The sequence below is a fragment of the Nonomuraea sp. NPDC048881 genome (assembly GCF_040649795.1).
GTDB lineage: Bacteria > Actinomycetota > Actinomycetes > Streptosporangiales > Streptosporangiaceae > Nonomuraea.
Genome location: NZ_JBEZGC010000005.1, coordinates 561,604 through 588,072 on the forward strand (window position 1 = coordinate 561,604; position 26,469 = coordinate 588,072).

Here is a 26,469-nt window from a genome sequence, read left to right on the forward strand (position 1 = left end):
GGGTCAGTAGTAGCCCTTGTTCCCGTCGACCAGCTCTCTGACGATGTCGAGGTGGCCGGCGTGCCTGGCGGTCTCCTCGACCATGTGGATCAGCACCCAGCGCAGCGAGGACGCCGCCGACCGGAAGTCGGGGTGCTTGCCGACGTCGTCGAGCGAGTGGGCGGCGACGATCTCGTTGGAGCGCTCGCACTGCTTGGCGTAGTCGTCGAGGAGCTGGGCCAGCGTGACGCCCTCGACCAGCATGTCGGCGTCTTCGGGCTCCTCCAGGAACTGCGGGTTGCCCTCGGCGCTGCCGCCCAGGAAGAGCACCTCGAACCAGCAGTGCTCGGTCCAGCGCATGTGGGCGACCAGACCGGCCACCGTCATCAGGGGCGAGGTCGGCAGGACCGGCCGGTGGGCGTCGGCCTCGGACAACCCCTCGCACTTCCAGTGGACGATCGAGCGCTGCATGTCCAGCCAGCCGACGAGCTGGGTACGTTCGTCGGCCACGAAGGGCGGACGTACACGGGGTGGCGTCATGCGCGGGAGGCTACTGCAGGGCTCGCCGGCGACGCACCGGATTTTCGGCCGGTTCGCGTATGACCCGGGCGAGCCGCGACAATGGCTCGATGGCGGAAAGTGCAGAGGCCGACTGGGTCTCCAGGTTCGCGGACGAGGTGATCTCCGAGGCGGAGCGTCGTGCCCCGGGCAAACCGATCGTCTGCGCCTCCGGGCTCAGCCCCTCGGGCCCCATCCACCTGGGCAACCTGCGCGAGGTCATGACCCCCCACCTCGTCGCCGACGAGATCAGGCGGCGCGGCCTCGACTGCGTCCACCTGCTGTCCTGGGACGACTACGACCGTTTCCGCAGGGTGCCCGCGGGCGTCGACCCGTCCTGGGCCGAGCACATCGGCAAACCGCTGACCTCGGTGCCCGCCCCGCCGGGCAGCCCGCACGCCAACTGGGCCGAGCACTTCAAGGCGCCGATGACCGCCGCGCTGGCCGAGCTGGGCGTCGACTACCGGGGCATCAGCCAGACCGAGCAGTACACCTCGGGCGCCTATCGGGAGCAGATCCTGCTGGCCGTGCGCGAGCGGTCGCGGATCGACGCGATCCTGGCGGCGTACCGGACCAAGGACGGCGGCCGGGAGGTGGCCGACTACTTCCCGTACAAGCCGTACTGCGAGCTGTGCGAGCGCGACCTCACGAAGGTCACCGCGTACGACGACGAGACGACCGAGCTGGCCTACACCTGCGAGTGCGGGTTCGGCGAGACCGTGCGGCTGGCCGAGCACGATCGCGGCAAGCTGGTGTGGAAGGTCGACTGGCCGATGCGGTGGGCGCATGAGGGCGTGGTCTTCGAGCCGTCGGGCGTCGACCACCACTCCCCCGGCTCGGCCTGGGTCGTCGGCGGCCAGATCGTCGGCGAGGTGTTCGGCGGCGAGCAGCCGATCGGCCCGATGTACGCCTTCGTCGGCATCACCGGCATGGCCAAGATGAGCAGCTCCAAGGGCGACGTGCCGACCCCGGCCGACGCGCTGGGGATCATGGAGGCGCCCGTGCTGCGCTGGCTGTACGCCCGCCGCAAGCCCGCCCAGTCCTTCAAGATCGCCTTCGACCAGGAGATCCAGCGCCTCTACGACGAGTGGGACGCCCTGGCCCGCAAGGTCGACTCCGGCCAGGCCCAGCCCGCCGAGCTGGCCGCCCACGCCCGCGCCGTGGGCACCGCCGCCGGGCCGCTGCCGGCCACGCCGGTCCCGGTGCCCTACCGCACGCTGGCCTCGATCCTCGACATCACCACCGGCCACGACGAGCAGGCGCTGCGCATCCTGCGCGACCTCGACGCCGTCGACCGGCTCGACCAGGCTCGCCCCCGGCTCGACCGGGCGCAGCGCTGGGTGGCCGACCACCTGCCCGCCGACCAGCGCACCCACGTGCGCGAGACGCCCGACCAGGACCTGCTCGACTCCCTCGGCCAGACCGAGCGCGAGTCGTTGCGGCTGCTGGCCGACGGCCTCGACGACTGGACGCTCGACGGCCTCACCAGCCTGGTCTACGGCGTGCCGAAGCTCCAGGCCGGCCTCGACGCCGACGCCAAGCCCACGCCGGAGCTGAAGGCGGCCCAGCGCGCGTTCTTCGTCCTGCTCTACCGGCTGCTGGTGGGCCGCGACACCGGGCCGCGGCTGCCCACGCTGCTCATGGCGGTGGGCGCCGACCGGGTGCGGAAGCTGGTCGGCGGATGAGGAGTGGCCGCGGGTGAACGGCGTCGTCCTGGTCACCGGGATCTCGGCCGCCGGCAAGTCCACGGTCGCCCAGGCGCTGGCCGAGCGCCTGCCGCGGTCGGCCCACGTCCGGGGCGACGCCTTCCGCCGCATGGTCGTGGGCGGCCGGGCCGAGATGACGCCCGGGTCGGAGGAGGAGGCGGTGCGCCAGTTGCAGCTGCGCTACCGGCTCGCGGCCCAAACGGCGGACTTGTATTTCGAAGCCGGATTTACAGCAATTGTGCAAGATGTGGTGCTTGGCGAGGACTTGGAGCGGTTCACCGGGTGGATCCGCACCCGTCCGCTCCGGGTGGTCGTGCTCGCCCCCGACGCCGCCGCCGTCGCGCGCCGCGAGCGCGAACGCGCCAAGACCGGCTACGGCGCCTGGACGATCGCCCAGCTCGACGCCGCCCTGCGGACCGAAACGCCGCGCATCGGCCTGTGGCTGGACACCTCCGCCCAGTCCCCCGCCGAGACCGTCGAGGAGATCCTCGCGCGGGCGGACGAGGCATTGGTCGGTGGAGATCGCATATAAGTAGGATCACTGCAAGGCAGTGTCAAGTGGGCTGCATGTGTGCAGGTGCACCTTGTACCCATGAACAAGCAGCCCTTCGCCGCCAGTGTCAGTGTCATCGTCCCCGCGATGAACGAAGCCGAGAACCTTCCCCACGTCTTCGCCACGCTGCCCGACTGGATCGACGAGGTGATCCTGGTCGACGGCAACTCGACCGACGACACCGTCGCCGTCGCGCGCAGGCTGCGCCCCGACCTCCGGGTCGTCGTGCAGAGCCGGCGCGGCAAGGGCAACGCCCTCATCGAGGGCTTCCAGGCCGCCCGGGGCGACATCATCGTCATGATCGACGCCGACGGTTCCACCGACGGCAAGGAGATCCGCTCGTTCGTCGAGACCCTCATCGACGGCGCCGACTTCGCCAAGGGCTCCCGGTACGCCCCCGGCGGCGGCTCCGACGACCTCAGCCCCATCCGGTCGCTGGGCAACAAGTTCCTCACCGGCCTGACCAACATGCTGTACGGCACCCGCTTCACCGACCTGTGCTACGGCTACAACGCCTTCTGGCGCGACCACCTGGACGTCATGGAGCTCGACTGTGACGGCTTCGAGATCGAGACCCTGATGAACGTCCGGGCCGCCCAGGCCGGCCTGGTCATCCACGAGGTGCCCAGCCACGAGCGCTCCCGGATCCACGGCGCGAGCAACCTGCACGCGGTGCGCGACGGCTGGCGCGTGCTGAAGACGATCATGCGCGAGCGTACGCGCGGGACCGCCCTGATGCCGCAGACCGAGGTGGCGCTCGCGAAGTAGGAAGTGACATTCTCGGACAATGCGCTACATAGTGATCGGAGCAGGAGCAGTCGGCGGCACCATCGGCGCCCGCCTCCACCAGGGCGGGCACGAGGTCGTGCTCGTCGCGAGAGGCGCGCACCACGAGGCGCTCAAGCGTGACGGACTCCGCCTGATCACTCCCGATTCCGACGAGACCCTGCGCATCCCCGCGGCCTCCGGCCCGATCCCCACCCGCGACGACGACGTGCTGATCCTGGCCACCAAGTCCCAGGACACCCTGGCCGCCCTCGATCCCTGGCCGACGGACCTGCCGGTCGTGTGCGCGCAGAACGGCGTGGCCAACGAGCGCACCGTCCTGCGCAGGTCCGAGCGGGTCTACGGCATGTGCGTGTGGCTGCCGTCCCAGCACCTCGAACCCGGCGTCGTGGCCGCCTACGGCCGGCCGTACTCGGGCCTGCTGCACGTCGGGCGCTATCCCCGGGGTGTGGACGACCTCGCCGGGCAGATCGCCGACGACCTCGGCAAACACGGGCTGCTCGCCCGCGCCACCCCCGACGTCATGCGCTGGAAGCACGGCAAGCTGCTCAACAACCTCGGCAACGCCGTCGAAGCCCTCGTCGGGCACGCCGACGGCATGGCCGACCTCGCCGACCGGGCCCGCGCCGAGGCCGTCAGCGTGTTCGAGCACGCGGGCATCCCCTACTCCACCGCCGAGGACGAGCGCCGGGTCCGCGGCCACCAGGTGGACGTCGTGCCGATCGAAGGCGTCCGGCGTGGCGGCGGATCGTCCTGGCAGAGCCTGGCCAGGGGCAGCGGCTCGATCGAGGCCGACTACCTCAACGGCGAGATCGTCCTGCTCGGCCGCGAGCACGGCGTGCCCACGCCGGTCAACGAAGTGCTGCGCCGCGAGGCCAACCGGGTCGCCCGCGAGAAGCTGCCGCCCGCCTCGATGCCGGTGGCCGAGCTGACCGCGCTCATCGACGCGCGTTCCGCAGCCTGATCCCGCTGAAGCGCATACTGCTGCCGGTCACCTCGTGCCAGAACGGCCACAGGTTGTCCAGCACGCGCAGCTGGATCCCGGCCTGCTCGTGCAGCTCGAACAGGTCGCCCACCGGCTCGGGCGGGCCGATCGGGACGACCGGCTCCCTCGACACCACGGCGTGCGGCGGGTCGCCGATCGGCGCGAACCCGGCCGCGGGCAGGCGGTAGGCGTACAGGCGGACGTCCATGATGGCCTTGAGCCAGGCGTACTCGACGGCGTGCACGCGGTCGCCGCAGCCCGCGCCGGCGATCCTGGCCACGTCCTCGTCGGTGGTGTCCGGCCCGCGCCAGGCCATCGCCCGCGGGCAGGCGCGCGGGAACCAGTGGTCGGGGCAGCGGTCGTGGCCGACCGCCCACACGTACGGCTCGCCGAGCGAGGACGTCACCGCGACCTGGGGCACGAACCGCTCGATGGTCGGGTCCTCGGTGAAGTGCAGCACCTGGCCGGGCTCGGGTCTCATACCCGCCATCATGCGCATACCCCGTCTGCGTCAGGGCAGAAGAAACGCGCTCTGACGACAAGGGGTGAGTTCGGATGGTCTTATTGGGTCTGATCCTGGTCCTGCTCGCCGGCGGCGCCGTCGCCTTGGTGGCGACGGAGGAGAGCTCCAGGTACATCCTGTTCGGCAACACCTACCAGCTCGACCACGTCCAGATGTTCATCGCCGGAGCGGTCGTCGCGGCCGCCCTGCTGGCGGGGATCTGGCTGATCGGCGCCGGGTCGCGCAGGACCGCCAGGAAGCGCCGCAGGCTGCGGGCCGTCCGCGCCGAGGCGTCCGACCGGGTCTCCCGCCTGGAGGACGAGAAGCGCGACCTCGAACGGCGGCTCGAACGCGACCGCAACCGCGCCGCGCACGACGGCGGCGGAACGGACGGCCGCGTCGCGCACGAACGGGTCGCGAGCGAGCGGGCCGCGCACGAACCGGTGGACGGCGACCGGCTGGTGGCCGGCGGCCGCCCCGACGACACCAGGCCGTGAGCTCATGGGCGCGAGGGCAGCAGCTTGCCCTCGCGCCCGAGCGCGAACCCCGTGACCAGCGCTCCCACGCCTTCCCAGAGCCCCACGCCGAAGAACTCGCCCGGCGCCGCCCCCGTCAGCACCAGCGTCGTGAACACCGCGAACGTCACCAGCCGGAACGGCACGGTCCACCGGAAGAACGGCGTGTAGTCGGCGGATGCCGCGAAAACGTAATAGACCCCCATGTTCACCGCCGCCATCGACGAAGCCGCCATGTAGACCAGCGTGTAGTCGCCGGACGGGCGTACGTCGAGCACCTCGAAACCCAGCAGGACCAGCAGGGAGTCCGGCGACAGCAGCCCGACGAGCCCGAGCGCGAAGGCGAGCACGCCGAAGACGCCGATGGTCCAGCCGGCGGCGGAACGCGGAAGACGCACAGAAATCCTTCCAAAGGGGGGTGTAATCTGCGAGGCGATCTCATCATGCACCCGGAGGTCGCATGCCCCCCACGCGTGGCCGTCCCATTGCTCTGAAGCTCCTGATCCTCCTGCTCGTGCCGCTGCTGTCCCTGGTCGGGCTGTGGGCGTTCGCGGCGGGCCTGACCGGCGGCGACGGCCTGCGCCTGCTGGAGATCAACAAGCTGGCCTCCAACCTGGCCACGCCGTCGGAGCGGATCAACGCCGAGCTCCAGGACGAGCGGCTGGCCTCGGTCGAGTTCCTGGCCACCCACCGCGGCGCGGACAAGCTGGCCAGGCAGCGCGGGCAGACCGACCGGGCCGTGGCGGCCTTCCGAAAGCTGGCCAAGGACCAGCGCGGGATGTCGCCCGAGATGCGCACGCAGCTCGACGCCCTCAACGCCAAGCTCGACCTGCTGTCCGGCATCCGTGCCGAGGTGGACGGCGACACGGTCGCGCCGCTGGCCGTGATCGACGGCTACAGCCAGATCGTGGACGCCTCCTTCCGCATGTACGACGCGATGGTGCTGGTGCCCGACATGTCGCTGTACCGGCAGGCGCGGGCCGTCACCATGCTCGGCGAGGCCAAGGACCTGGTCTCGCGCGAGCGCGCGATGATCGTCGTGGTGCTGGCCAGAGGGCGGGTGGAGGCCGTCGAGCGGGAGGCGTTCACCGGGATGGTGGCGACCCGGCGGCTGCTGTACTCACAGGCGCTCTCGCACCTGGACGGCGGCCTGCGCGGCCCGTACGCGCAGCTGGCCACCTCGCCCGTCTACAAGGAGTTCCTCGACGCCGAGGACGCCATCCGGGGCCAGGCCGCGATGAACGGCCTGCCCGCCACCGCCGCCACCTGGGAGGTGGACGGCCAGAACCTGTGGGCGGTGCTCGAACGCGACCAGGGCCAGGCCGTGGAGGGCATCGTGGCCCGGGTGACGCCGGCCGCCGGGAGCATCCTGATCAAGATCGGCGTGGCCGGCGGCGTGGGCCTGCTCGCCGTGCTCGCCTCGATCCTGCTGTCGCTGCGCTTCCGCCGGCGGCTGGTCCGCGAGCTGGCCGGGCTGCGCGACGCGGCCACCGAACTGGCCGAGGTGCGGCTGACCGGGCTGATCGAGCGGCTGCGCACGAACACCCGCCCGCCCACGGCCGCCGAGGTCGCGCCGCTGGAGGTCAGGACGGAGACCTCCGAGGTCGCCGACATCGTGCGGGCCTTCAACCACGTGCAGTCCACGGCTGTGGAGGCCGCCGTCGACCAGGCCAGGCTGCGGCACGGCGTCAGCCAGGTCTTCGTGAACCTGGCCCGGCGCAACCAGTCGCTGCTGCACCGCCAGCTGCTCCAGCTCGACAGCATGGAGCGGGCCACCGAGGAGCCCGACCTGCTGTCCGACCTGTTCAAGCTGGACCACCTCACCACCCGCATGCGCAGGCACGCGGAGAGCCTGATCATCCTGTCCGACCAGGCCCCCGGGCGCGGCTGGCGCAACCCGGTGGCCATCCTCGACGTGCTGCGCGCGGCCGTCGCCGAGGTCGAGGAGTACGAGCGCGTCGAGATCCTTCCGCCGCCGCAGACCGCGCTGCTCGGCGCGACCGTCACGGACGTGGCCCACCTGCTGGCCGAGCTGGTCGAGAACGCCACCCTCTTCTCACCCCCGCAGACCAGGGTGGACGTGCGCAGTTCGAGCATCCCGAACGGCCTGATGATCGAGATCGAGGACCGCGGCCTCGGCCTGCCCCGCGTCGAGCTGGACGAGCTCAACGACCGGCTGGCCAAGATGCCGGAGTTCGACCTGGCGCAGAGCGACCGGCTGGGCCTGTTCGTGGTCGGCCGGCTGGCCGCCCGGCACGACATCAAGGTCACCCTCGCGCCCTCGCCCTACGGCGGCCTGACCGCGATGGTCTTCCTGCCCTCAGCCCTCCTGGCCGACCAGCCGGTCCTCGCCGGGAGCTAGGTAGGCCGTCCCGCCCGGGGCCCGCGCCCGCGCGGCCGCCAGCAGCCGCCGGTGGCCGTGAGCGGGCAACAGGCGGGCGGCCGCGGCTCCGGTGACGGCCCGGTTGACGGTGGACCAGAAATCGTTCACCGGGCCGACGTTACGGCAGCACCTGCAGCAGCGCCTGGGTCCTGGCCCTGGCCGGTTCCTCGATCCGCTGGCTCTCCTTGCCCGCCGCGTCCAGCACGACCAGCGTGTTGTGCGCGCCGCCCGCCACGCGGACCACGAGCCGCCCGTCGGCCAGGTAGAACGCGCCGATCAGCCGGCCCTTGACGGCCGGGGTGAGCTTCCGGCCCGTCACCAGGTCGACCACGGCGGGCTTGAAGGCCGCCGGCCAGCTCCCGTCGCCGAGCGCGGCGGGATCGGCCGGGACCGCGACGACCGCGTTGCGGCCGTTCGGCGACAGGCTCTGCACGTGGGTGACGAGCTTGACGCCCTTGGCCCTGGCGGCCTTCCCGGTCTTGACGTCGAGCCGGTAGACGGCGTCGGCCTCGCCGGTGTAGCCCGCGAGGTAACGGCCGCCCGCCGCCCACGCCAGATGGCACACGCCCTTGGACGTGCCGAGCCTGCGCCTGCCGGTGCCGTCGGCCTTGACCGCCATGACGGTCTCGCCCTTGCCGACGTAGGCGACCTGCGTCGAGTCGGGCGACCAGACGGGGGTCAGGCACGGCGTGCCGCCCTGGAGCTTCGTGGCCGCGGTGACGGTCTTGGCACCGTCCTTGACCTGGAGGTCGCCGCCGTCGGTCACCCAGGCGGCCTTCCTGCCGTCCGGCGAGACGGCGAACTGCGGCAGCGCGCCGATCTTGGCGAGGGTGGTCCACTCCCCGCCTTCGTAGCGGGCGAGCCGGTGGCCGTCGTCGGCGTAGACGGCGGCGCCCGAGAGCTCGGGCGCGGTGGCCGCCGACGCCGGGGCGGGGGCCAGCAGCGCGGCGCCGAGAGCGATCCCGGCCACAACACGAATCTTCATGACAGCCAATGGTGCCGTAACGGATCAAAGACGCATGAACGGCTCGCTGAAGTGCGCGGTGGCGATCGTCGCCCGCTCGGCCCGCAACGCCGCCAGGACCTCGGTGCGCGTGCGCGCGGCCGTCTCCTGGTCGTCGTCGTAGACGTAGTGGATGCCCGGGTCGGCCAGTTGCACCGGGTGGAGCACGAGGTCTCCGGTGATGGCCAGGTCGCCGACCCTGGCGATCTGGTGGCCGGGGGTGTGGCCGGGCGTGTGCTGGACGTGGACGCCCGGCGCGATCTCGGCCTGCCCCTCGACGACGTGGAGCTGGTCCTTGAGCGAGGTCAGCAGGTCGGACATGGCTCCGGAGGCCGCGTCCACCTCGGCCCGCTGGAGCACGTGGCGCGCGTTCTCGAACACCGGCCGGCCGCCTGTGACCGCGCCGCTCGCGTGGTCGCTGTGCAGGTGGGTGAGGACGACGGTGCCGATGTCGGCGGGCGCGACGCCCACCGCCGCCAGCTCGTCCGTCAGGACGCCGGGCACGGGCGCCCAGCCGGCCGCCGGGGAGTCCTCCCCGCCGATGCCGGTGTCGACGAGGGTGAGGCGGCCTGCGCCGTCGCGCAGCAGGTAGCAGTGGAAGTGCAGGACCCACGGATCGTCCGCCGGGCCGGATCCGGGGAACATCTCGGCGAGCGGGAGGCGGATCGCGGGGCCCATCGGGCCCACCGCGTCGCAGAGCGGCGTCACCTCGACGCCGGAGACGGTGATGGGGCTGTGCTTCATCCCGCCTAGGTTAGGCGGCGACGGGCTGCCGCGGAACGTACTCGTTCTCCAGGTCGGCGGCGTAGACGGCGCGGCAGCAGTGGGCGCACCGGTACATGATCGGGCCCTCGTCGAGCGTGTGCTGGCACTGCGGGCAGTGGACGGTGTTCATGGTGTTCCCCCAAGGAGCTCGGATGTGTCCATGGAACCCCCGCCGAGTTGCAGGGGTCCTGCATGTCACTTGACACGGTGCCGCTGCGCTGATGGGGGTTTGTGTGCCTTCGTCGCACCGCCGGCCGGGCGTCTTCCTCACGGCGTGGTGCGATGAAGAACATTGTCACGCGTACGGGCCGGGACACGCGGCAGAACACACCAGAACCGTCCGGGAATAGTCCAAGAGGGCTAGGCGTTTGATGGGGCGGAACGTGTGGTATCTTCCCCACAAGCGTTGAGCTTCCGCTCCGCTGGTTCTGCTCCAGCCCCGCCCAGGTTTCTCCGGGCCCGGCTTCTTCATCGCACTCGCCGATCTCCGGTCGGCGCATCTCCCCCAAAGGGGCTCATCATGTCTGTTCACACCATTCCGCAACAGCGCGCGGAAACGCCCGCAGGGCAGGTGAGCGGCCTCCTCGACGTACAGGAGAAGTCCGCCTTCATCCGCGCGGAACACCTTCCCGGGCCGGGCGACGTACGCGTGCCGCCCGAGCGGGTCAGGCAGCTCGGGCTGCGGCGCGGCGACCGCGTCGTGGCCACCGTGGCCGGGAACAAGCTGGCCGGCGTCCAGTCCGTCAACGGCCTGGCCGAGTGGCGGGACCGGCCGCGTTTCGAGGAGCTGACGCCCGTCCACCCGGACGAGCGGCTGGTCATCGAGACCGGGTCGCTCAGCACCCGGGTCATCGACCTGGTCGCGCCCATCGGCAAGGGACAGCGCGGTCTCATCGTGGCGCCGCCCAAGGCCGGCAAGACGATGGTGCTGCAGGCGCTGGCCGCCGCGGTCACCCGCAACCATCCCGAGGTGCACCTCATGGTCGTGCTCGTGGGCGAGCGGCCCGAGGAGGTGACCGAGATGCGGGCCTCCGTCCAGGGGGAGATCTTCGCCTCCACCTTCGACCATCCCGACCGCGACCACGCCGCCGTCGCGGAGCTGGCCCTCGAACGCGCCAAGCGCCTGGTGGAGGGCGGCCGCGACGTCGTGCTGCTGCTCGACTCGCTGACCCGGCTCGGCCGGGCCTACAACAACCTCGCGCCCGGCGGCGGCCGGGTGCTCACCGGCGGCATCGACGCCCGCGCCCTCTACCCGCCCAAACGCTTCTTCGGCGCGGCCCGCAACGTCGAGGACGGCGGCTCGCTGACCATCCTCGCCAGCGCCCTCGTGGACACCGGCTCCCGCATGGACAACAGCCTGTACGAGGAGTTCAAGGGCACCGGCAACATGGAGCTCCACCTCGCCCGCGACCTGGCCGAGCGACGCCTGTTCCCGGCGGTCGACCTGGAGGCCTCCGGCACCAGGCGCGAGGAGATGCTGCTGCACCCGCAGGAGCGGCAGGTGATCTGGCGGCTGCGCCGCACGCTGGCCGGGCTGGACCGGCAGCAGGCCCTGGAGACGCTCGTCGGCAAGCTGCGCGCGACGCCGTCCAACGCCGCGTTCCTGCTGGAGGCGCTGCGCGCGGCGGCGTGAGGCCGCTGGAGAATGGGCGCATGCTGGCCGACATCGTCGAACACCTGATCTGCCCCGTCTGCCACGCGGACGTGGAGCTCGCCGAGGGCGCACTGCGGTGCGCGCGCGGGCACTCCTTCGACGTGGCCAAGCAGGGGTACGTGAGCCTGCTCACCGGGTCACGCCCGCCCGGCACCGCCGACAGCGCCGCGATGGTGGCCGCGCGGGCCGAGTTCCTGGCGGCCGGGCACTATGCCCCGCTGGCGCAGGCGCTGGCGGAAACCGTACGCGTACGGGTGACGGCCGGAGAAAAACGTGAATCTTCTACTGAATCGAATGACGAAACCGGGCCGGGAGCGTACGGTGGGGCGGGAGTGGAGGCCGGTCCGCAAGGTGGGCCGGTGACCGTCGAAGGTCTCGGCGCGGCGGGCAGGGTCGCACCGCTGATCGTCGACGCCGGCACGGGCACCGGGCACTACCTGGCGGCCGTGCTCAATGCGGTGGACGATGGCATCGGGATGGCGTTCGACGTCTCCAAGCACGCCGTACGGCGGGCGGCGCGGGCGCATCCGAGGCTGGGGGCGTTCGTGGCGGACGTGTGGCGGCCGCTCCCGATCCGGCATGGGGTGGCCGATGTGGTGATCGATGTGTTCGCGCCCAGGAACGGGCCCGAGTTCCGGCGGATCCTGCGCCCTGGAGGGGCCGCGGTCGTCGCGACCCCCGCGGCGGCGCACCTGAGCCCGCTGGTCGGGGAGCTGGGGCTGCTCTCGGTGGACGAGGAGAAGGATCTCCGGGTCGCCCGCAGCATGCAGGGGTTCACCCGGACCGGGCGGCGCGCGATCGAGTTCGACATGGAGCTCGGACCGGACGAGCTGGTCCAGGTCGTGGGAATGGGCCCGAGCGCGTGGCACACTGATTCCGCCGAGCTGGCCGCCCGCATATCCGGTTATTTCAGCCGACATGCCAAGAATGGCCAGAAGAAAGTTACGGTCAGAGCCGCGTTTCATCTGTCTATCTTCGAGCCTGAGCCCCGTTCAAGACCTGTTCCTTGACGGGCATCTGCGACTGGTGTTACTGATGGGGCATTTAGTCCGAAATTCCCCCACATTCCCCGAGTATTTCCCCGACTCAGGCGCAATACTGGACGGCATCCCGCACCCAGAGGGCGTGGGCCATCGATGGGAGGGGGCGCGCCGGATGAAGGCGGAGGAACGCTGGCAGGCCAGGTTCCGCGCGTCGCGCATGACGCTGCCGGCCTGGGCCCGCCAGGCCCCGAACCGCTCCATCTACCGCTCCAACGCCACCGGGACGTGGGAGGTCTACGCCTGGGACCGGGCGACCGGCGCCGTGCGCCAGGTCACCGACCGGCCCAAGGGCACCGCGTACGCGGCGATCGACCCGGCGGGACAGTGGATCTACTGGTTCGCCGACACCGACGGCGACGAGTTCGGCACCTGGTGGCGCCAGCCGTTCGCGGGCGGTCCGAGCGAGCCGGCCGCGCCCGGCCTGCCGCCGGGCCAGCCGGGCGGCATCGCGCTGTCGGCCACCGGCCTGGCCGCCATCAGCCTGGCCAGCGAGGGCACGTTCCGGATCCACCTGGTACGCCCCGGCGCGCCGGCCGAGCTGCTGTACGAGCACGCCGAGGCCGCCTGGGTGACCGACATGTCCCTCGACGGCTCCCTCATCGCCATCAACCACGGCGAGTACGGCGACTTCCGGCGTCCGGCGCTGCGCGTCGTCGACCAGCACGGCGAGACCGTCGGCGAGCTCTACGACGGCCCCGACAAGGGCGTGCACGGCCTCCGCTTCGCCCCGGTGCTCGGCGACCGCCGCCTGCTGACCCTGCACGAGCGCCGCCAGCGCCACGAACCCCTGGTCTGGGACCCGGTCACCGACGAGCAGCGCGAGATCTGGCTGAAGGACCCCGGCGACCTGGCCGCCGAGTGGTTCGACGACGGCCGCGGCCTGCTGATCGTGCGCGACCACCGCGCCCGCAGCTACCTGCACCGCTACGACCTGGCGGGCGGCGTCCTGACCCTCATCGACACCCCGCACGGCGTGATCGACGAGGCCGCGCCGCGGCCCGGCGGCCACATCGAGTACTCCTGGTCCAGCGGCTCGCGCCCGCCGGTCATCCGGTCGAGCAACGGCCAGGTCGTGCTCAACGCGGGCGGCCCGCCGGCGCCGCCGAGCGTCCCCGTCGAGGACCTCGACGTCGAAGGGCCCGGCGGGCGCATCCACGCGCTGGTGTCCAAGCCCGAGACCGGCGCGGCGCCCCACCCGGCGGTCTTCCTCATGCACGGCGGCCCGACCGACCACGACCGCGACGCCTTCTCCCCCGAGGTCGCGGCCTGGGTCGACGCGGGCTTCGCCGTCGTCCGCGTCAACTACCGCGGCTCGACCGGCTACGGCTCCGCCTGGCGGGACGCGCTGCACGGCGACGTCGGGCACATCGAGCTGGCCGACATCGCCGCCGTGCGCCAGGCGCTGGTGGACCGGGGCACGATCGACCCCGCCCGGCTGATCCTGGCCGGCACCGCCTGGGGCGGTTACCTCTCGCTGCTCGGCCTGGGCGTCCAGCCCGGCCTGTGGGCCGCGGGCATCGCCGCGGTGCCCATCGCCTGCCACCAGACCTGCTACGAGGACGAGGCCGAGAGCCTGCGCGCCTACCAGCGCGCCCTGCTCGGCGGCTCCCCCGACGAGCAGCCCGAGCGGTACGCGTTCTGCTCGCCGATCACGTACGTGGACCAGATCAAGAGCCCGCTGCTGATCCTCGCCGGTGAGAACGACACCCGCTGCCCGCTGCGCCAGATCGAGAAGTACGTGGCCAAGCTCGCCGAGCACGGCCGCGAGCACGAGCTCTACACCTACGGCGCCATCCGCGGCTCGCTCGTGGTCGCCGAACGCATCGCCCAGACGGCCCTGCAACTGGAGTTCGCCCGCAAGCACGTGCACGTCGGCTGACCTCGCGCGCACGTCGTGGGAGCGCTCCTGCGGGGGCGCTCCCGCGCCGGTCAGCGCGCGCGCAGGACCACGATGGCGAGGTCGTCGGCGCTCGGCTCGGCGGCGAACTCCGCCGCGCCCCTGCGGATGCGCTCGGCCACCGCCCTGGCCGACAGCCCGGCGCACTCGGCCAGCAGCTTGGCCAGGCCGCCGTCGTCGTCGAGCAGCCGCCCGCCCGAGCGCCGCTCGGTCACGCCGTCGGTCACCGCCAGCAGCACGTCGCCGTGGTCGAGATGGATGGTGTCGGCCTCGAACACGACCTCGTGGAAGACGCCGAGCAGCGACTGCGGCGTGGTCACCGCCTCCACCTTGCCGCTCGGCCTGAGCCGCAGCGCCTCGGGATGGCCGGCGGACACCAGCCGCACCTCCAGGCCGGACGCCACGGGCGTGATGTCGCCGTGGAGCAGCGTGAGGAACCTGGCCCGCTCGCCCTCCTCCAGGATCGCCTGGTTGAGCCGGCCGAGCACCGCGGCGACGCCGTAGCCCTCGCGGGCCAGCAGGCGCAGCGTGTGGCGGGCCAGGCCGGTCACCGCGGCGGCCTCGGGGCCGGTGCCGCAGACGTCGCCGATCGCGAAGCGCCAGGAGTCGTCGCCCGCCTTGAACAGGTCGTAGAAGTCGCCGCCGACCTCGTTGGCCTCGCCGGCGGGCTCGTAGATGACGCCGTAGTCGAGACCGGGCACCTCGGGCTCGTTGGGCGGCAGGAGGCTGCGCTGCAGCGCCCGGTTGGCCGCGGCCTGCTGGGCGTAGAGCCGGGCGTTGTCCATGGCCAGCGCGGCGCGCCTGCCGATGTCGTCGGCGAACTGGATGACCTCGTCGGGGAAACGGTCGGACCGGCCCAGGCACATCATCCCGAGCCCGCGGCCGCGCGCGGTGAGCGGCACGGCCAGCACCTGGGAGTCGTTCAGGTGGATGACGGACGTGGCCCTGGTGTCGGCCGCGCCGACGTCCATGTCCGTGAGCTGCTCGCGCAGGCCGTCGATACGGGCCTCGTCGGCGTGCCAGAGGTAGACCAGCCGCAGCGGGCCGCCCGAGTTGCCGGCGGTGTAGACCGCGCACCAGCTCGACAGGCGGGGCACGACGATCTGGGCGATGATCGCCGGGACCATGTCGGGGTCGAGGGTGCCGGCCAGCAGGTCGCTGGCGTCGGCCAGGAAGCCGAGCCAGTGGGGGCCCCGAGCGCTCTCCTCCGCCCATTCCGCGGCCACCTGGTCCACGGAGCCGGGTAGCGTGAGCCTTGCCCAATGGACACGGGAATCGCCCGCGAAGGTGACTCCCCACTCCTCCACGTTCACGGAAGGAGCCTTCGGGTCACCGTGCGCGGTGATCCGCTGCCGCAGTTCGACCTGGACTGAGTCCCCGTAATGCTTCCAAATCACCTCAAACGGCTCGTCAGAGACCTGCTCCGCCAGATCGCCGGCCACCTGCTCGGCGGTATGGAGCACGCTGACGGTGGCCCACGCGGTCATCACCTCGCGCGTGAACCTCATCGCAGCCGTCACAGCGGTGTCGCCAGGCGCGAAGGTCGCGGCCAGGACCGCGTGGGGAGAACCAGTCATCCCATCGTGCCTACCACACTTCTCACTGACTTGGGGTAAATCCAAGGGCAGGACTACGAGCTACTCATCGTGACAGACTTGAATCACTCGCCGGGACCCGTCGCGAGTGAAGGAGGCCCCATGACCACGGCCAAGGCCGCATCAAGCCCGGAGGAGCGGACCTATACAGAATCGGATCTCGTTCCCGTGCTGGAGACTCTCTTCTCCTGGCGTGACGGCGATTTCCGGCGTCGGGTCCCGCACGCTCCTCCCGGCATCCTCAGCGAAGTGCGCCTGCTGCTGAACGAAGTGGCCGACCGCCGCGAACATCTCGCCAACGAGCTGGCAAGGGTTCGCAAAGAAGTCGTCAAGGAAGGGCGCTTCGGCGAGCGGCTGACGCCCGGCCCGGGCGTCGGAGCGTGGTCCGAGAGCGTCGAGTCGGTCAACATGCTGATCGACGCCCTGGTCAGCCCGGTCAGCGGCGCGGCCGACGTGATCGACGCGGTGGCCAAGGGCGACCTGTCGCGGCGCATCGACCTCGACCGGTCGGCCCGCGGCGAGGTGCGCCGCCTGGGCAAGGCCATCAACGGCATGGTCGACCAGCTCGCCCTGTTCAACTCCGAGGTCACCAGGGTCGCCCGCGAGGCGGGCACCGAGGGCCGGCTGGGCGGCAGCGCCAACCTGCGGGGCATGTCGGGAAGCTGGCGCGACCTCACCGAGGCCGTCAACACGATGTCCTCGCGCGTGGCCGCGCAGGTCCGCGACATCGCCGTGGTCACCACGGCGGTCGCCAAGGGCGACCTGAGCCGCAAGGTCACGGTCGACGCCGTGGGCGAGATGTTCGAGCTGAAGAACACCGTCAACACGATGGTCGACCAGCTCTCGGGCTTCGCCGAGGAGGTCACCCGCGTGGCCCGCGAGGTGGGCACGGAAGGCCAGCTGGGCGGCCAGGCGCAGGTCACCGGCGTGTCGGGCGTCTGGAAGGACCTCACCGACAACGTCAACTTCATGGCGAACAACCTGACCTCGCAGGTGCGCTCGATCGCCACCGTCGCGACGGCGGTCGCCCAGGGCAATCTGTCGAAGAAGATCACCGTTGACGCCGAGGGCGAGATCCTGCAGCTCAAGGACACCCTCAACACCATGGTCGACCAGCTGTCGTCCTTCGCCGACGAGGTCACCCGAGTCGCCCGCGAGGTCGGCACCGAGGGCAAGCTCGGCGGGCGCGCCGAGGTGAAGGGCGTGTCGGGCGTCTGGAAGGACCTCACCGACAACGTCAACTCGATGGCCAACAACCTGACCTACCAGGTGCGCAACATCGCCCAGGTGACGACGGCCGTGGCCAACGGCGACCTGACCCGCAAGATCGACGTCGACGCCCAGGGCGAGATCCTCGAACTCAAGTCGACCATGAACACGATGGTCGAGCAGCTGTCCTCGTTCGCCTCCGAGGTCACCCGCGTGGCCCGCGAGGTGGGCACCGAGGGCCAGCTGGGCGGCCAGGCGCAGGTGCGCGGCGTGTCCGGGGTCTGGAAGGACCTCACCGACAACGTCAACTCGATGGCCAACAACCTCACCTCGCAGGTGCGCCAGATCGCGGCCGTCTCGTCCGCGGTGGCGCAGGGCAACCTGTCGAAGAAGATCACCGTTGACGCGCAGGGCGAGATCCTCCAGCTCAAGGACACCCTCAACACCATGGTCGACCAGCTGTCGTCCTTCGCCGACGAGGTCACCCGCGTGGCCCGCGAGGTGGGCACGCAGGGGCAGCTCGGCGGCCAGGCGCGGGTGCAGGGCGTGTCGGGCGTGTGGAAGGACCTCACCGACAACGTCAACTTCATGGCGAACAACCTGACCTATCAGGTGCGCAACATCGCCGAGGTCACCACGGCCGTGGCCAACGGCGACCTGACCCGCAAGATCGACGTCGACGCCCAGGGCGAGATCCTGGCGCTGAAGACCACCATCAACCGGATGGTCGACCAGCTGTCCTCCTTCGCCTCCGAGGTCACCCGCGTGGCCCGCGAGGTGGGCTCGGAGGGCCAGCTCGGCGGCCAGGCCCGGGTCGAGGGCGTCGAGGGCACCTGGAAGCGGCTCACCGAGAGCGTCAACGAGCTGGCCGGCAACCTGACCACGCAGGTGCGCGCCATCGCGACCGTCACCAGCGCCGTGGCCCGGGGCGACCTGACCCGGTCGATCGCCGTCGAGGCGCAGGGCGAGCTGGCGGAGCTGAAGGACAACATCAACTCGATGGTGGCCAACCTCCGCGAGACGACCCAGGCCAACCAGGAGCAGGACTGGCTCAAGTCGAACCTGGCCCGCATCTCGCGGCTCATGCAGGGCCATCGCGACCTGTTCGAGGTGGCCAAGCTGACGATGAGCGAGCTCACTCCGCTGGTCTCGGCCCGCTACGGCGCCTTCTACGGCATCGACCCCGAGGGCGACCACGAGCTGACGCTGATCGGCGGCTACGGCGTGCGTCCCGACCGGGGGCCGCGCCGGCGCTTCGCGATCGGCGAGGGCATCGTCGGCCAGGCGGCGGCCGAGGGCAGGCACATCATCCTCGACGACGTGCCGCCGCAGTTCATCACCATCGACAGCGGGCTCAGCCAGTCCACGCCCGCGCAGATCGTCGTGCTGCCGATCCTGTTCGAGAACCGCGTGCTCGGCGTGCTGGAGCTGGCCTCCTTCACCCCGTTCGGCGAGGTGCACCTCGACTTCCTGACGCAGCTCGTCGAGACCATCGGCGTCACGATGAACACGATCATCGCCAACTCCCGCACCGAAGACCTGCTGACCGAGTCCCAGCGGCTCACCCGCGAGCTGCAGGAGCGCTCCGACGAGCTCCAGCGGCAGCAGGAGGAGCTGCGCAGGTCCAACGCCGAGCTGGAGGACAAGGCGGCGCTGCTGGCCAAGCAGAACCGCGCGATCGAGATCCAGAACTTCCAGATCGAGCAGGCCCGCCGCACCCTGGAGGAGCGCGCCGAGCAGCTCGCGGTCTCCTCGCGGTACAAGTCCGAGTTCCTCGCGAACATGTCCCACGAGCTGCGCACGCCGCTCAACAGCCTGCTGGTGCTGGCCAAGCTGCTGACCGAGAACGCCGAGGGCAACCTGACGTCCCAGCAGGTCGAGTTCGCCCGCACGATCCACAGCGCGGGCTCGGCGCTGCTGCAGCTCATCAACGACATGCTCGACCTGTCGAAGGTCGAGGCGGGCCGGATGGACATCCATCCGATCCAGGTGTCGCTGCCCAAGATGGTCGACCTGCTGGAGGCGGCCTTCGCGCCGCTGGCCCAGGACAAGGGGTTGTCCTTCGGCGTCGAGGTGGCCTCCGACGTGCCGAGCGAGCTGCGGGCCGACGAGCAGCGCCTGCAGCAGGTGCTGCGCAACCTGCTGTCCAACGCGGTGAAGTTCACCCCGAAGGGCGAGGTCAAGTTGCGGGTCGCGGCGGCCCCCCGAGGGGTCGACTTCGACGACGACACCCTCCACGACGCCACCGACCTGCTGGCCTTCCAGGTGATCGACACCGGCATCGGCATCGCGCCCGACAAGCGCGAGGTCATCTTCGAGGCGTTCCGGCAGGCCGACGGCACCACCAGCCGCAAGTACGGCGGCACCGGCCTCGGCCTGGCCATCTGCCGCGACATCGCCCGGCTGCTCGGCGGCGAGATCCACGTCGAGAGCGAGCTGGGCAGGGGCAGCACGTTCACCCTCTACCTGCCGGCCTCCTACACCGGCCCGCTGGCCGCCACCGACGGCAGCACGGCCCCGCGCCGCCAGCTCATGACCTCGCCCGCCGAGGAGCAGGCCGCCGCCGCGACCCTGCCCGAGCCGCCGCCGCTGGACATGCCGATGCCCGAGCTGGTCGAGCCGCCGGTGGAGACGCCCGCCCAATGGCAGGGCGACGACCCGCTCAACGGCGCCAAGATCCTCATCGTCGACGACGACATCCGCAACGTGTTCGCCCTCACCAGCGTGCTGGAACGACACGGATCGACGGTCGTCTACGCCGAGAACGGCCGCGAGGGGATCGAGCAGCTGGAACGGAACGAGGACGTCGCGCTCGTGCTGATGGACATCATGATGCCGGAGATGGACGGCTGGGCCACGACCTCGGCCATCCGGCGCATGCCGCAGTTCGCCGACCTGCCGATCATCGCGCTGACCGCTAAGGTCATGCGTGGTGATCGCGAGAAGAGCATCGCCTCGGGCGCGTCCGACTACGTGCCCAAGCCGGTCGACGTCGATCGCCTGCTCGAACGGCTGCGCGGCTGGCTCAGCCGTGGGCGGGGAGCCACGACCGACTCGTCGCCCTCAACCGCTGAAGGGTCGTGATCGATGCCGGACCGTGCAAAGATCCTCCTGGTCGACGACCGCGAGGAGAACCTGATCGCCCTGGAGGCGATCCTCAGTTCGCTCGACCTGGTGCCCGTACGCGCCAGGTCCGGCGAGGAGGCGCTCAAGGCGCTGCTCAACACCGAGTTCGCGCTGATCCTGCTCGATGTCCGGATGCCGGGCATGGACGGCTTCGAGACGGCCGCCCACATCAAGCGGCGGGAGCGGACCAGGAACATCCCGATCATCTTCCTGACCGTGGTCGACAGCGCCCCCGACTACGCCTTCCGCGGATACGCGGCGGGGGCGGTCGACTATCTCACCAAGCCGTTCGACCCCTGGGTGCTGCGGGCGAAGGTGTCGGTGTTCACCGAGCTCTACAACATGAACAAGCGCCTGGCCGAGCAGGCGTCGTTGCTCCGCGAGCGGCTGACCGGTGAGCTGCCGCCCGGAGCGGGTGACCACGCCTCGGTCCTGCCGGAGTTGTCCCGGCGGCTGACGGCGGTGGAGGACGAGCTGGCCCGGGCGCGGGAGCTGGCCCGCAAGTCGCAGGATCCGGCGCTCGCCGTGCCGCTGGCCGACCTGGGCGATCGGGTCGCCCACCTGCGCGCCGGGTTCGACGCGCTCTCCTGATCTCGTCCGACGCCCGGGCCGCCGCTCATGGCCCGGGCGTCCGGCTTGCCGTGCGGGAGCGGGTCAGTGGCGGGCGCGTTCGAGGGCGTCCCAGAAGCCGCGGCGCAGGGCGTGGCGGACCTCGTCGTGCAGCAGGAAGTCGATCGGCAGCGAGGAGCCCTGCAGCAGGCGGGCCTCCAGGTCGGAGGGCATGCGCGGCTTGCGGGCCAGCACCGCCTCCAGCCACAGCGCGGGCGCGTCGCGGGCGACGGACTCGCCGAAGTCGTGCCCTTCGCGATGGGCGGCCTTCACGGCGTCGGCCAGCGTGGTGGCCCCGGCGGTGGCGGCGGGCGGCGGGGAGACGGGCGCGGCCTGCGGCCCGGTGTACGGCCCGAGCTGCGCCGGCTGGTAGGCGCCCCCCGAGGACGGCGTGGCGAACTGCCCGGTGCTGGGCGAGGCGGACTGCGGCTGCTGCAGCGGCCCGGTCGCCGGCGCGGACGGCGGCACGGACGGCGGCACGGACGGCGGGATCGACGGCGGCTGCTCCTGGTACCCCGAGTACGACGGCAGCACCGGCGGCGTGGCCGACCGCCCGCCCGAGGACGCCTGCCCGTTGGCGGACGACTGGCCGGAGGAGGGGGCCGCGTGGCTCCCGGAGTGCTGCCCGGCCGCGTGGCTGCCCGCGGACGGCGCCGGCGGCAGCGAGGCCGTCGGGGTCGCCGGGGGCGCGGCCGGCGGCGCGGGCGGCAGCGAGGGGGCGGCGTGCCCGTTGCTGAGCGGCTGGTGGTGGCCGTTGGAGGACTCGGTGACACCGCTCACCATCGTGACGTAGGGCCGCAGGTGGGCGTTGCCCAGCTCGACCAGGTCGTCGCACTCCTGCCGCAGCGACCGGGACACGGCCCACCCGCCGTCGGCGGCGATGTGGATGACGGTGACCCTGATGCCGAGGTCCTGGGCGTCGCACACCACCTGGGCGAGGTCTTCGTCGCCGCTGACGACGACGGCGTCGCAGATGGCGTTGTTGCGGGCGAGGGTCATGAGGTCGCGATGGACCTGGGCGTCGACGCCTTCGCGGCGGCCCGGCCGGATGCGCGAGAGCCTGAGCTTGAGGCCCGGGATGTCGGCCAGCGCGTCGTGCTCCGGGGTGCGGCGGCCCTCGACGGTCGCCTCGTACCAGTAGCACCGCAGCAGCGGCAGGCCCGTGCGTTCGCGCGACAGGTTGGTCATCAGCTGGAGGAGCCCGGGATAGTCCCAGGCGACGGCCTCTCGATGGCGAGTGCCGTGCACGGCCATCGCTCCGTCCGCCAGCAGATAGCCGGCGTCCACGAACAGCGCACAGCGATCCACTGACACCGCCCCTTTCCTGGTGGTCCGACCTTGCTGGCTCTGCACCGTCAGAGACCGGACTCGGCGGCCCTCTTTCAGGGTAATGAAAGCAGGTGATCGCGCGAGGGTGAATCCCGACGATTCGACCGCGGGCCGCCGTGCAGCCGGACCATTTAGGCAGACCGTACCAGTTCGTCCTGTTTGCGGTCATGAGCGTGCCCTGACGGTCAGCGCGGCCGCTCCGAAGAGCACGACGTCCTTGTCGGTCACGATCGTCAGCGCCGGATCGCGGCCCAGCTCGGCGTCGACCGTGTCGACGTCGACGCCGAAGGTCATGCCGCCGGCGCCGTTGGCGGAGCCGTCGAAGACGTTGGCGCGCTCGCGGTCGCCGCCCTCCGGGACGATCGCGCCGGTGCCGAGCGAGACCTTGTCGCCCTGGAGATCGGCGTCGCCCTCCCAGGTCACCAGCTCGGCCCTGGCCGGCGCGGCGGCCGGGCTCAGGCCGCCGAGCGGCATGCGCGCCTTCCTGTCCGCGCCGCCGATCACGGTCGCCGTGTCGAGCACCACGGCCTGGCTGTACGGCTGCCGCGGCCCGGTCACGACCACCACCAGGCTCCACCCGGCGTGGCTGGAGGCCCCCTCCGCCATCGGCGCGTCGGCCGCCCACCACAGGCCGCCCGGCCGCGCCTGCCCGGCCAGCGCGGTGACGTCGGCGAACGCCTGGTAGGCCGGGCCGAGCGGCATGTCGAGGGCCGTGACGTGGTCGGGACGGACCGACACGTACGTGCGCCGGCCCGGCGCCCTGACCTTGACGGGCCCCGCCGCCGCGCCGCTCGCCGACCAGTAGAGGCCGGCCCACACGACCCGGCTGTCCTTGGGCAGGGTGAGCCGGGCCGCGCTGGAGGCGCTGGTGGCCGGGCTGGCATCCTGGTCGAGGGGGGTCATCGGCCACAGGTCGTTGTCGCGCTGGTCGCCCTGGCGGCGCCTGGCCTCGGGACAGCCGTCGTGCTCCTCGGGACAGCTCAGCAGCGTGTTGCCGATCGCCCGGACGGCCACCCTGCCCTCGGTGGCGAACCTGGCCGACGCCCCCACCGTGCGCACGCCCTGCGCGGCCCGCGCGTTGACGTGGAGGTCGTCGGCGTCGACGCGCACGGCGGGCCCGGCGCCCTCCGGAGCCAGCTCCGACACCAGCACGCGCAGGAACACCGCCGTGCCCTGCCCGGCGGCCAGCGGCTGCCTGGCGCACCGCGCGCCCTGCCCGGCCTGCCGGCAGGCCCAGCCGTCGACCGTGCCCACGGGTTCGAGCAGCGCCACGCCGTGCCCGCGCCTGGCCGGCGGCAGGAGGGTCACGCCGGGCGGCAGCTCGACGGTCGCGGCCAGCTCGCCGCTCGGGCCGTCGCCGTCGTTGCGCAGGCGCATGCCGACGATGCCGGGCTGGGCGCGTACGAGGGCGCCGAGCGCGCCGATCGTGGCCCGCAGCCGCGCCCTGCCCCGCGGCTCCCTCCGCGGCGGTGGGACGCGCGCCGGCGGCTCGCTCGCCACGGGCAGCGGCACCGGCCGCACCGACACCGGGGGCTGGGCCACCAGTGTGGGCGTGGCCACCGGCCGCTCGGCCACCGGCGACTCCCCGGACACCAGCACGAACGCCGCCACCGCCGCGGACGCGACCGCGACACTGCCCGCCGCCACGACCTGCTGCCGGGAGGGCGCCCGCCGCAGCCAGCCGAACAGCCGCAGCAGCCAGCCCGCTCCGCCACCGGCCGCGCCCGCCTTGGCCAGCGCCGCGGCGTAGCCGCTGAACACCGGGCCGGCGATCAGCGGGCCGACGATGACCCGCAGGCCGCGGTTGACGTCGGTCAGTTCGAGCAGGACGCCGTGGCACTCCTCGCAGTCGTTGACGTGGTCGTCGACCGCGCGCGAGTCGCGCCTGGCCAGGCCGCCCCTGACGTAGGCGCCCATCTTGCCGAGCACCGGACGGCACTCGTGCTGCGGCGCCGCGCGCAGGTGCATCTGCAGGTACGCCTGCCGCAGCCCCTCGCGCGCCCGGTAGGCCAGCGCCGCCACCCCGTTGGCCGACAGGCCGAGCAGCGGCGCGACCTCCGCGGGCTTGCACTTCTCCACCTCGGTGTGCCAGAGCACCGCCCGCCACCGCTCGGGCAGCGACAGGAACGCGCGCGAGATCATCGACCGCTCCAGGCCGACGAGCGCGGGATCGACGAAGGGCACGCCCGCGTCGTAGCGCTCGATCTCGCCGGTGGTCACCTGGCGGCTCTCGACCCGGCCGCGGTCGTAGACGGTACGGCGCACGACGGTCAGCAGGTACGTGCGGAACCCCGACTCGGGGCCGCCTCCCCTGCCCACCAGGTCGAGGATCTTCGTGAACGACTCGGCCACGACGTCCTCGACCTCGGACTCGCCCCTGACGAGCTGCCTGGCCAGCGCGCGGGCCGCGGCCACGTGACGCTCGTAGAGCCGTCCGTACGCGGTCGCGTCGCCGGCGCGGACCTCCTTCAGCAGGTCCGCATCGCTTCGCGGCGATTCCACACTCATTGTGACCTCACGATTACGGTGGGTTGCCCCGCGCAATCATTCCGCATTCTCCGTCATGACTAAACCGCAGCGCCGTCTTTACCTCTGAGGACCACGGGAGGATGCATGGACGAGGACGTGCTGTCGCGCTGGCGCGGCCGGAGCATGGCGGAGGGCTGGTCGCTGGCCGACGACTGGTGGACCCCGGCGGCGGCGTACGCGATCAAGGCCGTGACGGACGGCGGCGACCTGCCGCGCGCCTGCGAGGAGCTGGGCGCGGCGCGCGCCGGGGCGGGAGTCGGGATCAGCGAGGGACTGGGCGACCTGGCGGCGCTGTTCGCCGTCACCGATCGAGGAGAGCCGACGTTCCCGCTGGTACGGGCGTACGCGGCCGGGTGGGCCGAGCAGAGCTTCGCGCCCATGAACGACCTGCAGTGCGAGGACCCGCTGACCGGCCTGGCCACGGTGGCCTACCTGCGTACCAGGCTGGGCGAGCTCTACCGGGGGGCGGTCGCGGGCGGGCATCTGCTGGTGGTGGCCGAGCCGTACGGGCAGATCACCGAACTGGCCGAGCGGCTGGCGGCGGCGCTCAACCTGGCCACGGCGCTGCGCAGGGCGTTCACCGGCGACGAGACGCTGGCACTGCTCGCGCCCACCCGCGTCGGCGCGGTGACCAGGGAGGACGACCGGCTGGCCGGCAAGGTCGCCGACCTGCGCGCCACGGAGATCCTGTACGGCCGCCACCCCCGCGTCCGGGTGCGCCGGCTTCCTCGCGCGCACGCGCAGGCCCTGGCTCTCATCAGGACGCTGAGCCTGGGACCCTAAGCTTGGGCGCATGACAGACCGCGACAACCTGCTGGCCGAGATCAAGCGCAAGGCCGTCGTCCACGGCAAGGTCACGCTCTCCTCGGGCAAGGAGGCCGACTTCTACCTCGACCTGCGGCGGATCACGCTCGACGGGGTGGCCGCGCCGCTCGTCGGCAAGGTGATGCTCGACCTGACCGACGATCTCGACTTCGACGCCGTCGGCGGGCTCACGATGGGGGCCGACCCGGTGGCCTGCGCGATGCTGCACGCGGCGGCGGCGCGCGGGCGCACGCTCGACGCGTTCGTGGTGCGCAAGGCGCAGAAGTCGCACGGCATGCAGCGCCGGATCGAGGGGCCCGAGGTGAAGGGCCGCCGGGTGCTGGCCGTGGAGGACACCTCGACGACCGGCGGCTCGCCGCTGACCGCCGTGGAGGCGCTGCGGGAGGCGGGCGCCGAGGTGGTGGCCGTGGCCACGATCGTCGACCGGGGCGCGGGCGCGCGGATGGCGGAGGAGGGGCTCGACTACCGCACCGCCTTCACCCTCCAGGACCTCGGGCTGTGAAGGCCTCCCTCGCGCCCTGCTCGCCGGGGGCGCGGGGGCTGCCGTTCTCGGTGACGCGGACGGTGCCCGCGTCGCCGAGCACGACGTCGAGCTCGGGCTCGAAGTAGCTGACCTCTTCGCCCCTGCTCATCTCGCGATGGTGCAGCACGTCCCCGCCGGGGACGCGGACGGTCACGGTGGGGCAGACCTCGGCCACGCACTCGATGCGCACGGTCGGCGCCCTGCCCTCGCTCGCCCGCACGACCGTGGACCCTGCCGCGGCGGGCGGCCGCTCCGGCTGCGAGCCGGACGAGCCGATCAGGGCGCGCACGCCGACGACCACCAGCGTCACCACGGCCCCCACCGCGAGGACGACGAGGGCTGATCGGGCGATTCCCATCGGATCTGACCTGTGGCGTCCCACAGGGGGCACTGTA

General features: G+C 72.0%; 24 protein-coding genes. 13 read left to right on the forward strand and 11 right to left on the reverse strand.

The genetic code is table 11. The features are described from left to right. Window positions 1-3 precede the first annotated feature (3 nt). Window positions 4-519: a DinB family protein gene (locus tag AB0C33_RS21445; RefSeq protein ID WP_358006890.1), complete on the reverse strand. Its 516-nt coding sequence runs from the start codon at window positions 517-519 to the stop codon at window positions 4-6. Window positions 520-608: 89 nt separating this feature from the next. On the opposite strand from AB0C33_RS21445, the gene lysS reads away from it, so the two are divergent. The 4 genes from lysS to AB0C33_RS21465 are packed head-to-tail and all read left to right on the forward strand — an operon-like array spanning window position 609 to window position 4,546. Then, a complete protein-coding gene (gene lysS / locus AB0C33_RS21450; protein WP_358290559.1) occupies window positions 609-2,222 on the forward strand; it encodes a lysine--tRNA ligase in 1,614 nt (537 codons plus the stop codon). A 13-nt stretch (window positions 2,223-2,235) separates the two neighbouring features. After that, window positions 2,236-2,775 carry an AAA family ATPase gene (locus AB0C33_RS21455; RefSeq protein ID WP_358290562.1) on the forward strand — a complete coding sequence of 180 codons (540 nt, stop codon included), beginning with the start codon at window positions 2,236-2,238 and terminating at the stop codon, window positions 2,773-2,775. A gap of 60 nt (window positions 2,776-2,835) precedes the next feature. Further along, window positions 2,836-3,564 carry a glycosyltransferase family 2 protein gene (locus tag AB0C33_RS21460; protein WP_352321313.1) on the forward strand — a complete coding sequence of 243 codons (729 nt, stop codon included), beginning with the start codon at window positions 2,836-2,838 and terminating at the stop codon, window positions 3,562-3,564. Window positions 3,565-3,583: 19 nt separating this feature from the next. Continuing rightward, entirely contained in the window at window positions 3,584-4,546 is a 963-nt protein-coding gene (locus tag AB0C33_RS21465; RefSeq protein WP_358290565.1) for a 2-dehydropantoate 2-reductase N-terminal domain-containing protein, read from the forward strand. Here AB0C33_RS21465 and AB0C33_RS21470 read toward each other — a convergent pair. Next, window positions 4,521-5,048 (reverse strand): DUF6886 family protein, encoded by a 528-nt coding sequence (locus AB0C33_RS21470; RefSeq protein ID WP_358290568.1) that lies wholly within the window; start codon window positions 5,046-5,048, stop codon window positions 4,521-4,523. The two genes, AB0C33_RS21465 and AB0C33_RS21470, sit on opposite strands and share 26 nt — an antisense overlap. A 74-nt stretch (window positions 5,049-5,122) precedes the next feature. Between AB0C33_RS21470 and AB0C33_RS21475 the strand changes: the two genes are divergently transcribed. Continuing rightward, complete coding sequence (locus AB0C33_RS21475) at window positions 5,123-5,566, forward strand: hypothetical protein (RefSeq protein WP_358290571.1); 444 nt, start codon at window positions 5,123-5,125, stop codon at window positions 5,564-5,566. Between the two features lie 2 nt (window positions 5,567-5,568). Here the strand turns inward: AB0C33_RS21475 and AB0C33_RS21480 are convergent, their stop codons facing one another. After that, entirely contained in the window at window positions 5,569-5,982 is a 414-nt protein-coding gene (locus tag AB0C33_RS21480; RefSeq protein ID WP_358290573.1) for a hypothetical protein, read from the reverse strand. A 62-nt stretch (window positions 5,983-6,044) separates the two neighbouring features. On the opposite strand from AB0C33_RS21480, the gene AB0C33_RS21485 reads away from it, so the two are divergent. After that, window positions 6,045-7,946 carry a nitrate- and nitrite sensing domain-containing protein gene (locus AB0C33_RS21485; protein WP_358290576.1) on the forward strand — a complete coding sequence of 634 codons (1,902 nt, stop codon included), beginning with the start codon at window positions 6,045-6,047 and terminating at the stop codon, window positions 7,944-7,946. On the opposite strand, the gene AB0C33_RS21490 is transcribed toward AB0C33_RS21485, so the two are convergent. From AB0C33_RS21490 to AB0C33_RS21505, 4 genes are read right to left on the reverse strand one after another with little or no spacing between them, the layout of a single operon-like run. Beyond that, complete coding sequence (locus AB0C33_RS21490) at window positions 7,905-8,075, reverse strand: hypothetical protein (protein WP_358290579.1); 171 nt, start codon at window positions 8,073-8,075, stop codon at window positions 7,905-7,907. The genes AB0C33_RS21485 and AB0C33_RS21490 overlap by 42 nt on opposite strands. 10 nt (window positions 8,076-8,085) lie before the next feature. Continuing rightward, window positions 8,086-8,952, reverse strand: a complete 867-nt coding sequence (locus tag AB0C33_RS21495) for a hypothetical protein (protein WP_358290582.1) — start codon at window positions 8,950-8,952, stop codon at window positions 8,086-8,088. A 24-nt stretch (window positions 8,953-8,976) separates the two neighbouring features. Further along, on the reverse strand, window positions 8,977-9,714 hold the full coding sequence (locus AB0C33_RS21500; RefSeq protein ID WP_358290585.1) for an MBL fold metallo-hydrolase: 738 nt from the start codon (window positions 9,712-9,714) through the stop codon (window positions 8,977-8,979). Window positions 9,715-9,724: 10 nt separating this feature from the next. Next, complete coding sequence (locus tag AB0C33_RS21505) at window positions 9,725-9,865, reverse strand: hypothetical protein (RefSeq protein WP_352321299.1); 141 nt, start codon at window positions 9,863-9,865, stop codon at window positions 9,725-9,727. Window positions 9,866-10,255: 390 nt separating this feature from the next. Between AB0C33_RS21505 and rho the strand changes: the two genes are divergently transcribed. The 3 genes from rho (at window position 10,256) to AB0C33_RS21520 (ending at window position 14,311) form a co-directional block, all read left to right on the forward strand. Continuing rightward, window positions 10,256-11,368: a transcription termination factor Rho gene (gene rho / locus AB0C33_RS21510; RefSeq protein WP_358290588.1), complete on the forward strand. Its 1,113-nt coding sequence runs from the start codon at window positions 10,256-10,258 to the stop codon at window positions 11,366-11,368. A 20-nt stretch (window positions 11,369-11,388) separates the two neighbouring features. Continuing rightward, window positions 11,389-12,399: a putative RNA methyltransferase gene (locus tag AB0C33_RS21515; protein WP_358290591.1), complete on the forward strand. Its 1,011-nt coding sequence runs from the start codon at window positions 11,389-11,391 to the stop codon at window positions 12,397-12,399. 145 nt (window positions 12,400-12,544) lie between these two features. After that, window positions 12,545-14,311, forward strand: coding sequence for a prolyl oligopeptidase family serine peptidase (locus tag AB0C33_RS21520; protein ID WP_358290594.1), 1,767 nt, complete (start codon window positions 12,545-12,547; stop codon window positions 14,309-14,311). Between the two features lie 50 nt (window positions 14,312-14,361). Here AB0C33_RS21520 and AB0C33_RS21525 read toward each other — a convergent pair whose 3' ends face one another. Then, window positions 14,362-15,564: a GAF domain-containing SpoIIE family protein phosphatase gene (locus tag AB0C33_RS21525; RefSeq protein WP_358290597.1), complete on the reverse strand. Its 1,203-nt coding sequence runs from the start codon at window positions 15,562-15,564 to the stop codon at window positions 14,362-14,364. A gap of 462 nt (window positions 15,565-16,026) precedes the next feature. Here AB0C33_RS21525 and AB0C33_RS21530 point away from each other — a divergent pair, with 462 nt between their 5' ends. Both AB0C33_RS21530 and AB0C33_RS21535 read left to right on the forward strand, forming a co-directional pair. Continuing rightward, a complete protein-coding gene (locus AB0C33_RS21530; RefSeq protein WP_358290600.1) occupies window positions 16,027-20,217 on the forward strand; it encodes a HAMP domain-containing protein in 4,191 nt (1,396 codons plus the stop codon). A gap of 3 nt (window positions 20,218-20,220) precedes the next feature. After that, on the forward strand, window positions 20,221-20,850 hold the full coding sequence (locus AB0C33_RS21535) for a response regulator (RefSeq protein WP_358006940.1): 630 nt from the start codon (window positions 20,221-20,223) through the stop codon (window positions 20,848-20,850). 63 nt (window positions 20,851-20,913) lie between these two features. Here the strand turns inward: AB0C33_RS21535 and AB0C33_RS21540 are convergent, their stop codons facing one another. Both AB0C33_RS21540 and AB0C33_RS21545 read right to left on the reverse strand, forming a co-directional pair. Continuing rightward, window positions 20,914-22,176: an NYN domain-containing protein gene (locus AB0C33_RS21540; RefSeq protein ID WP_358290603.1), complete on the reverse strand. Its 1,263-nt coding sequence runs from the start codon at window positions 22,174-22,176 to the stop codon at window positions 20,914-20,916. Window positions 22,177-22,362: 186 nt separating this feature from the next. Then, complete coding sequence (locus AB0C33_RS21545) at window positions 22,363-24,699, reverse strand: sigma-70 family RNA polymerase sigma factor (RefSeq protein ID WP_358290606.1); 2,337 nt, start codon at window positions 24,697-24,699, stop codon at window positions 22,363-22,365. Window positions 24,700-24,810: 111 nt separating this feature from the next. Between AB0C33_RS21545 and AB0C33_RS21550 the strand changes: the two genes are divergently transcribed. Beyond that, entirely contained in the window at window positions 24,811-25,509 is a 699-nt protein-coding gene (locus AB0C33_RS21550) for a hypothetical protein (RefSeq protein WP_358290609.1), read from the forward strand. Window positions 25,510-25,519: 10 nt separating this feature from the next. Next, entirely contained in the window at window positions 25,520-26,053 is a 534-nt protein-coding gene (gene pyrE / locus AB0C33_RS21555) for an orotate phosphoribosyltransferase (RefSeq protein WP_352357535.1), read from the forward strand. Here the strand turns inward: pyrE and AB0C33_RS21560 are convergent. After that, on the reverse strand, window positions 26,028-26,432 hold the full coding sequence (locus AB0C33_RS21560) for a hypothetical protein (protein WP_358290612.1): 405 nt from the start codon (window positions 26,430-26,432) through the stop codon (window positions 26,028-26,030). The genes pyrE and AB0C33_RS21560 overlap by 26 nt on opposite strands. Window positions 26,433-26,469 lie beyond the last annotated feature (37 nt).

What these genes read in the sequence shown, in the direction of transcription:
- rho (WP_358290588.1), top strand. Translation starts at nt 10,256, where the DNA reads ATGTCTGTTCACACCATTCCGCAACAGCGCGCGGAAACGCCCGCAGGG.
- AB0C33_RS21500 (WP_358290585.1), bottom strand. Translation starts at nt 9,714, where the DNA reads ATGAAGCACAGCCCCATCACCGTCTCCGGCGTCGAGGTGACGCCGCTC.
- AB0C33_RS21465 (WP_358290565.1), top strand. Translation starts at nt 3,584, where the DNA reads ATGCGCTACATAGTGATCGGAGCAGGAGCAGTCGGCGGCACCATCGGC.
- AB0C33_RS21445 (WP_358006890.1), bottom strand. Translation starts at nt 519, where the DNA reads ATGACGCCACCCCGTGTACGTCCGCCCTTCGTGGCCGACGAACGTACC.
- AB0C33_RS21530 (WP_358290600.1), top strand. Translation starts at nt 16,027, where the DNA reads ATGACCACGGCCAAGGCCGCATCAAGCCCGGAGGAGCGGACCTATACA.
- AB0C33_RS21470 (WP_358290568.1), bottom strand. Translation starts at nt 5,048, where the DNA reads ATGAGACCCGAGCCCGGCCAGGTGCTGCACTTCACCGAGGACCCGACC.
- AB0C33_RS21495 (WP_358290582.1), bottom strand. Translation starts at nt 8,952, where the DNA reads ATGAAGATTCGTGTTGTGGCCGGGATCGCTCTCGGCGCCGCGCTGCTG.
- AB0C33_RS21505 (WP_352321299.1), bottom strand. Translation starts at nt 9,865, where the DNA reads ATGAACACCGTCCACTGCCCGCAGTGCCAGCACACGCTCGACGAGGGC.
- AB0C33_RS21515 (WP_358290591.1), top strand. Translation starts at nt 11,389, where the DNA reads ATGCTGGCCGACATCGTCGAACACCTGATCTGCCCCGTCTGCCACGCG.
- AB0C33_RS21475 (WP_358290571.1), top strand. Translation starts at nt 5,123, where the DNA reads ATGGTCTTATTGGGTCTGATCCTGGTCCTGCTCGCCGGCGGCGCCGTC.
- AB0C33_RS21460 (WP_352321313.1), top strand. Translation starts at nt 2,836, where the DNA reads ATGAACAAGCAGCCCTTCGCCGCCAGTGTCAGTGTCATCGTCCCCGCG.
- AB0C33_RS21520 (WP_358290594.1), top strand. Translation starts at nt 12,545, where the DNA reads ATGAAGGCGGAGGAACGCTGGCAGGCCAGGTTCCGCGCGTCGCGCATG.
- AB0C33_RS21550 (WP_358290609.1), top strand. Translation starts at nt 24,811, where the DNA reads ATGGACGAGGACGTGCTGTCGCGCTGGCGCGGCCGGAGCATGGCGGAG.
- AB0C33_RS21485 (WP_358290576.1), top strand. Translation starts at nt 6,045, where the DNA reads ATGCCCCCCACGCGTGGCCGTCCCATTGCTCTGAAGCTCCTGATCCTC.
- AB0C33_RS21560 (WP_358290612.1), bottom strand. Translation starts at nt 26,432, where the DNA reads ATGGGAATCGCCCGATCAGCCCTCGTCGTCCTCGCGGTGGGGGCCGTG.
- lysS (WP_358290559.1), top strand. Translation starts at nt 609, where the DNA reads ATGGCGGAAAGTGCAGAGGCCGACTGGGTCTCCAGGTTCGCGGACGAG.
- pyrE (WP_352357535.1), top strand. Translation starts at nt 25,520, where the DNA reads ATGACAGACCGCGACAACCTGCTGGCCGAGATCAAGCGCAAGGCCGTC.
- AB0C33_RS21535 (WP_358006940.1), top strand. Translation starts at nt 20,221, where the DNA reads ATGCCGGACCGTGCAAAGATCCTCCTGGTCGACGACCGCGAGGAGAAC.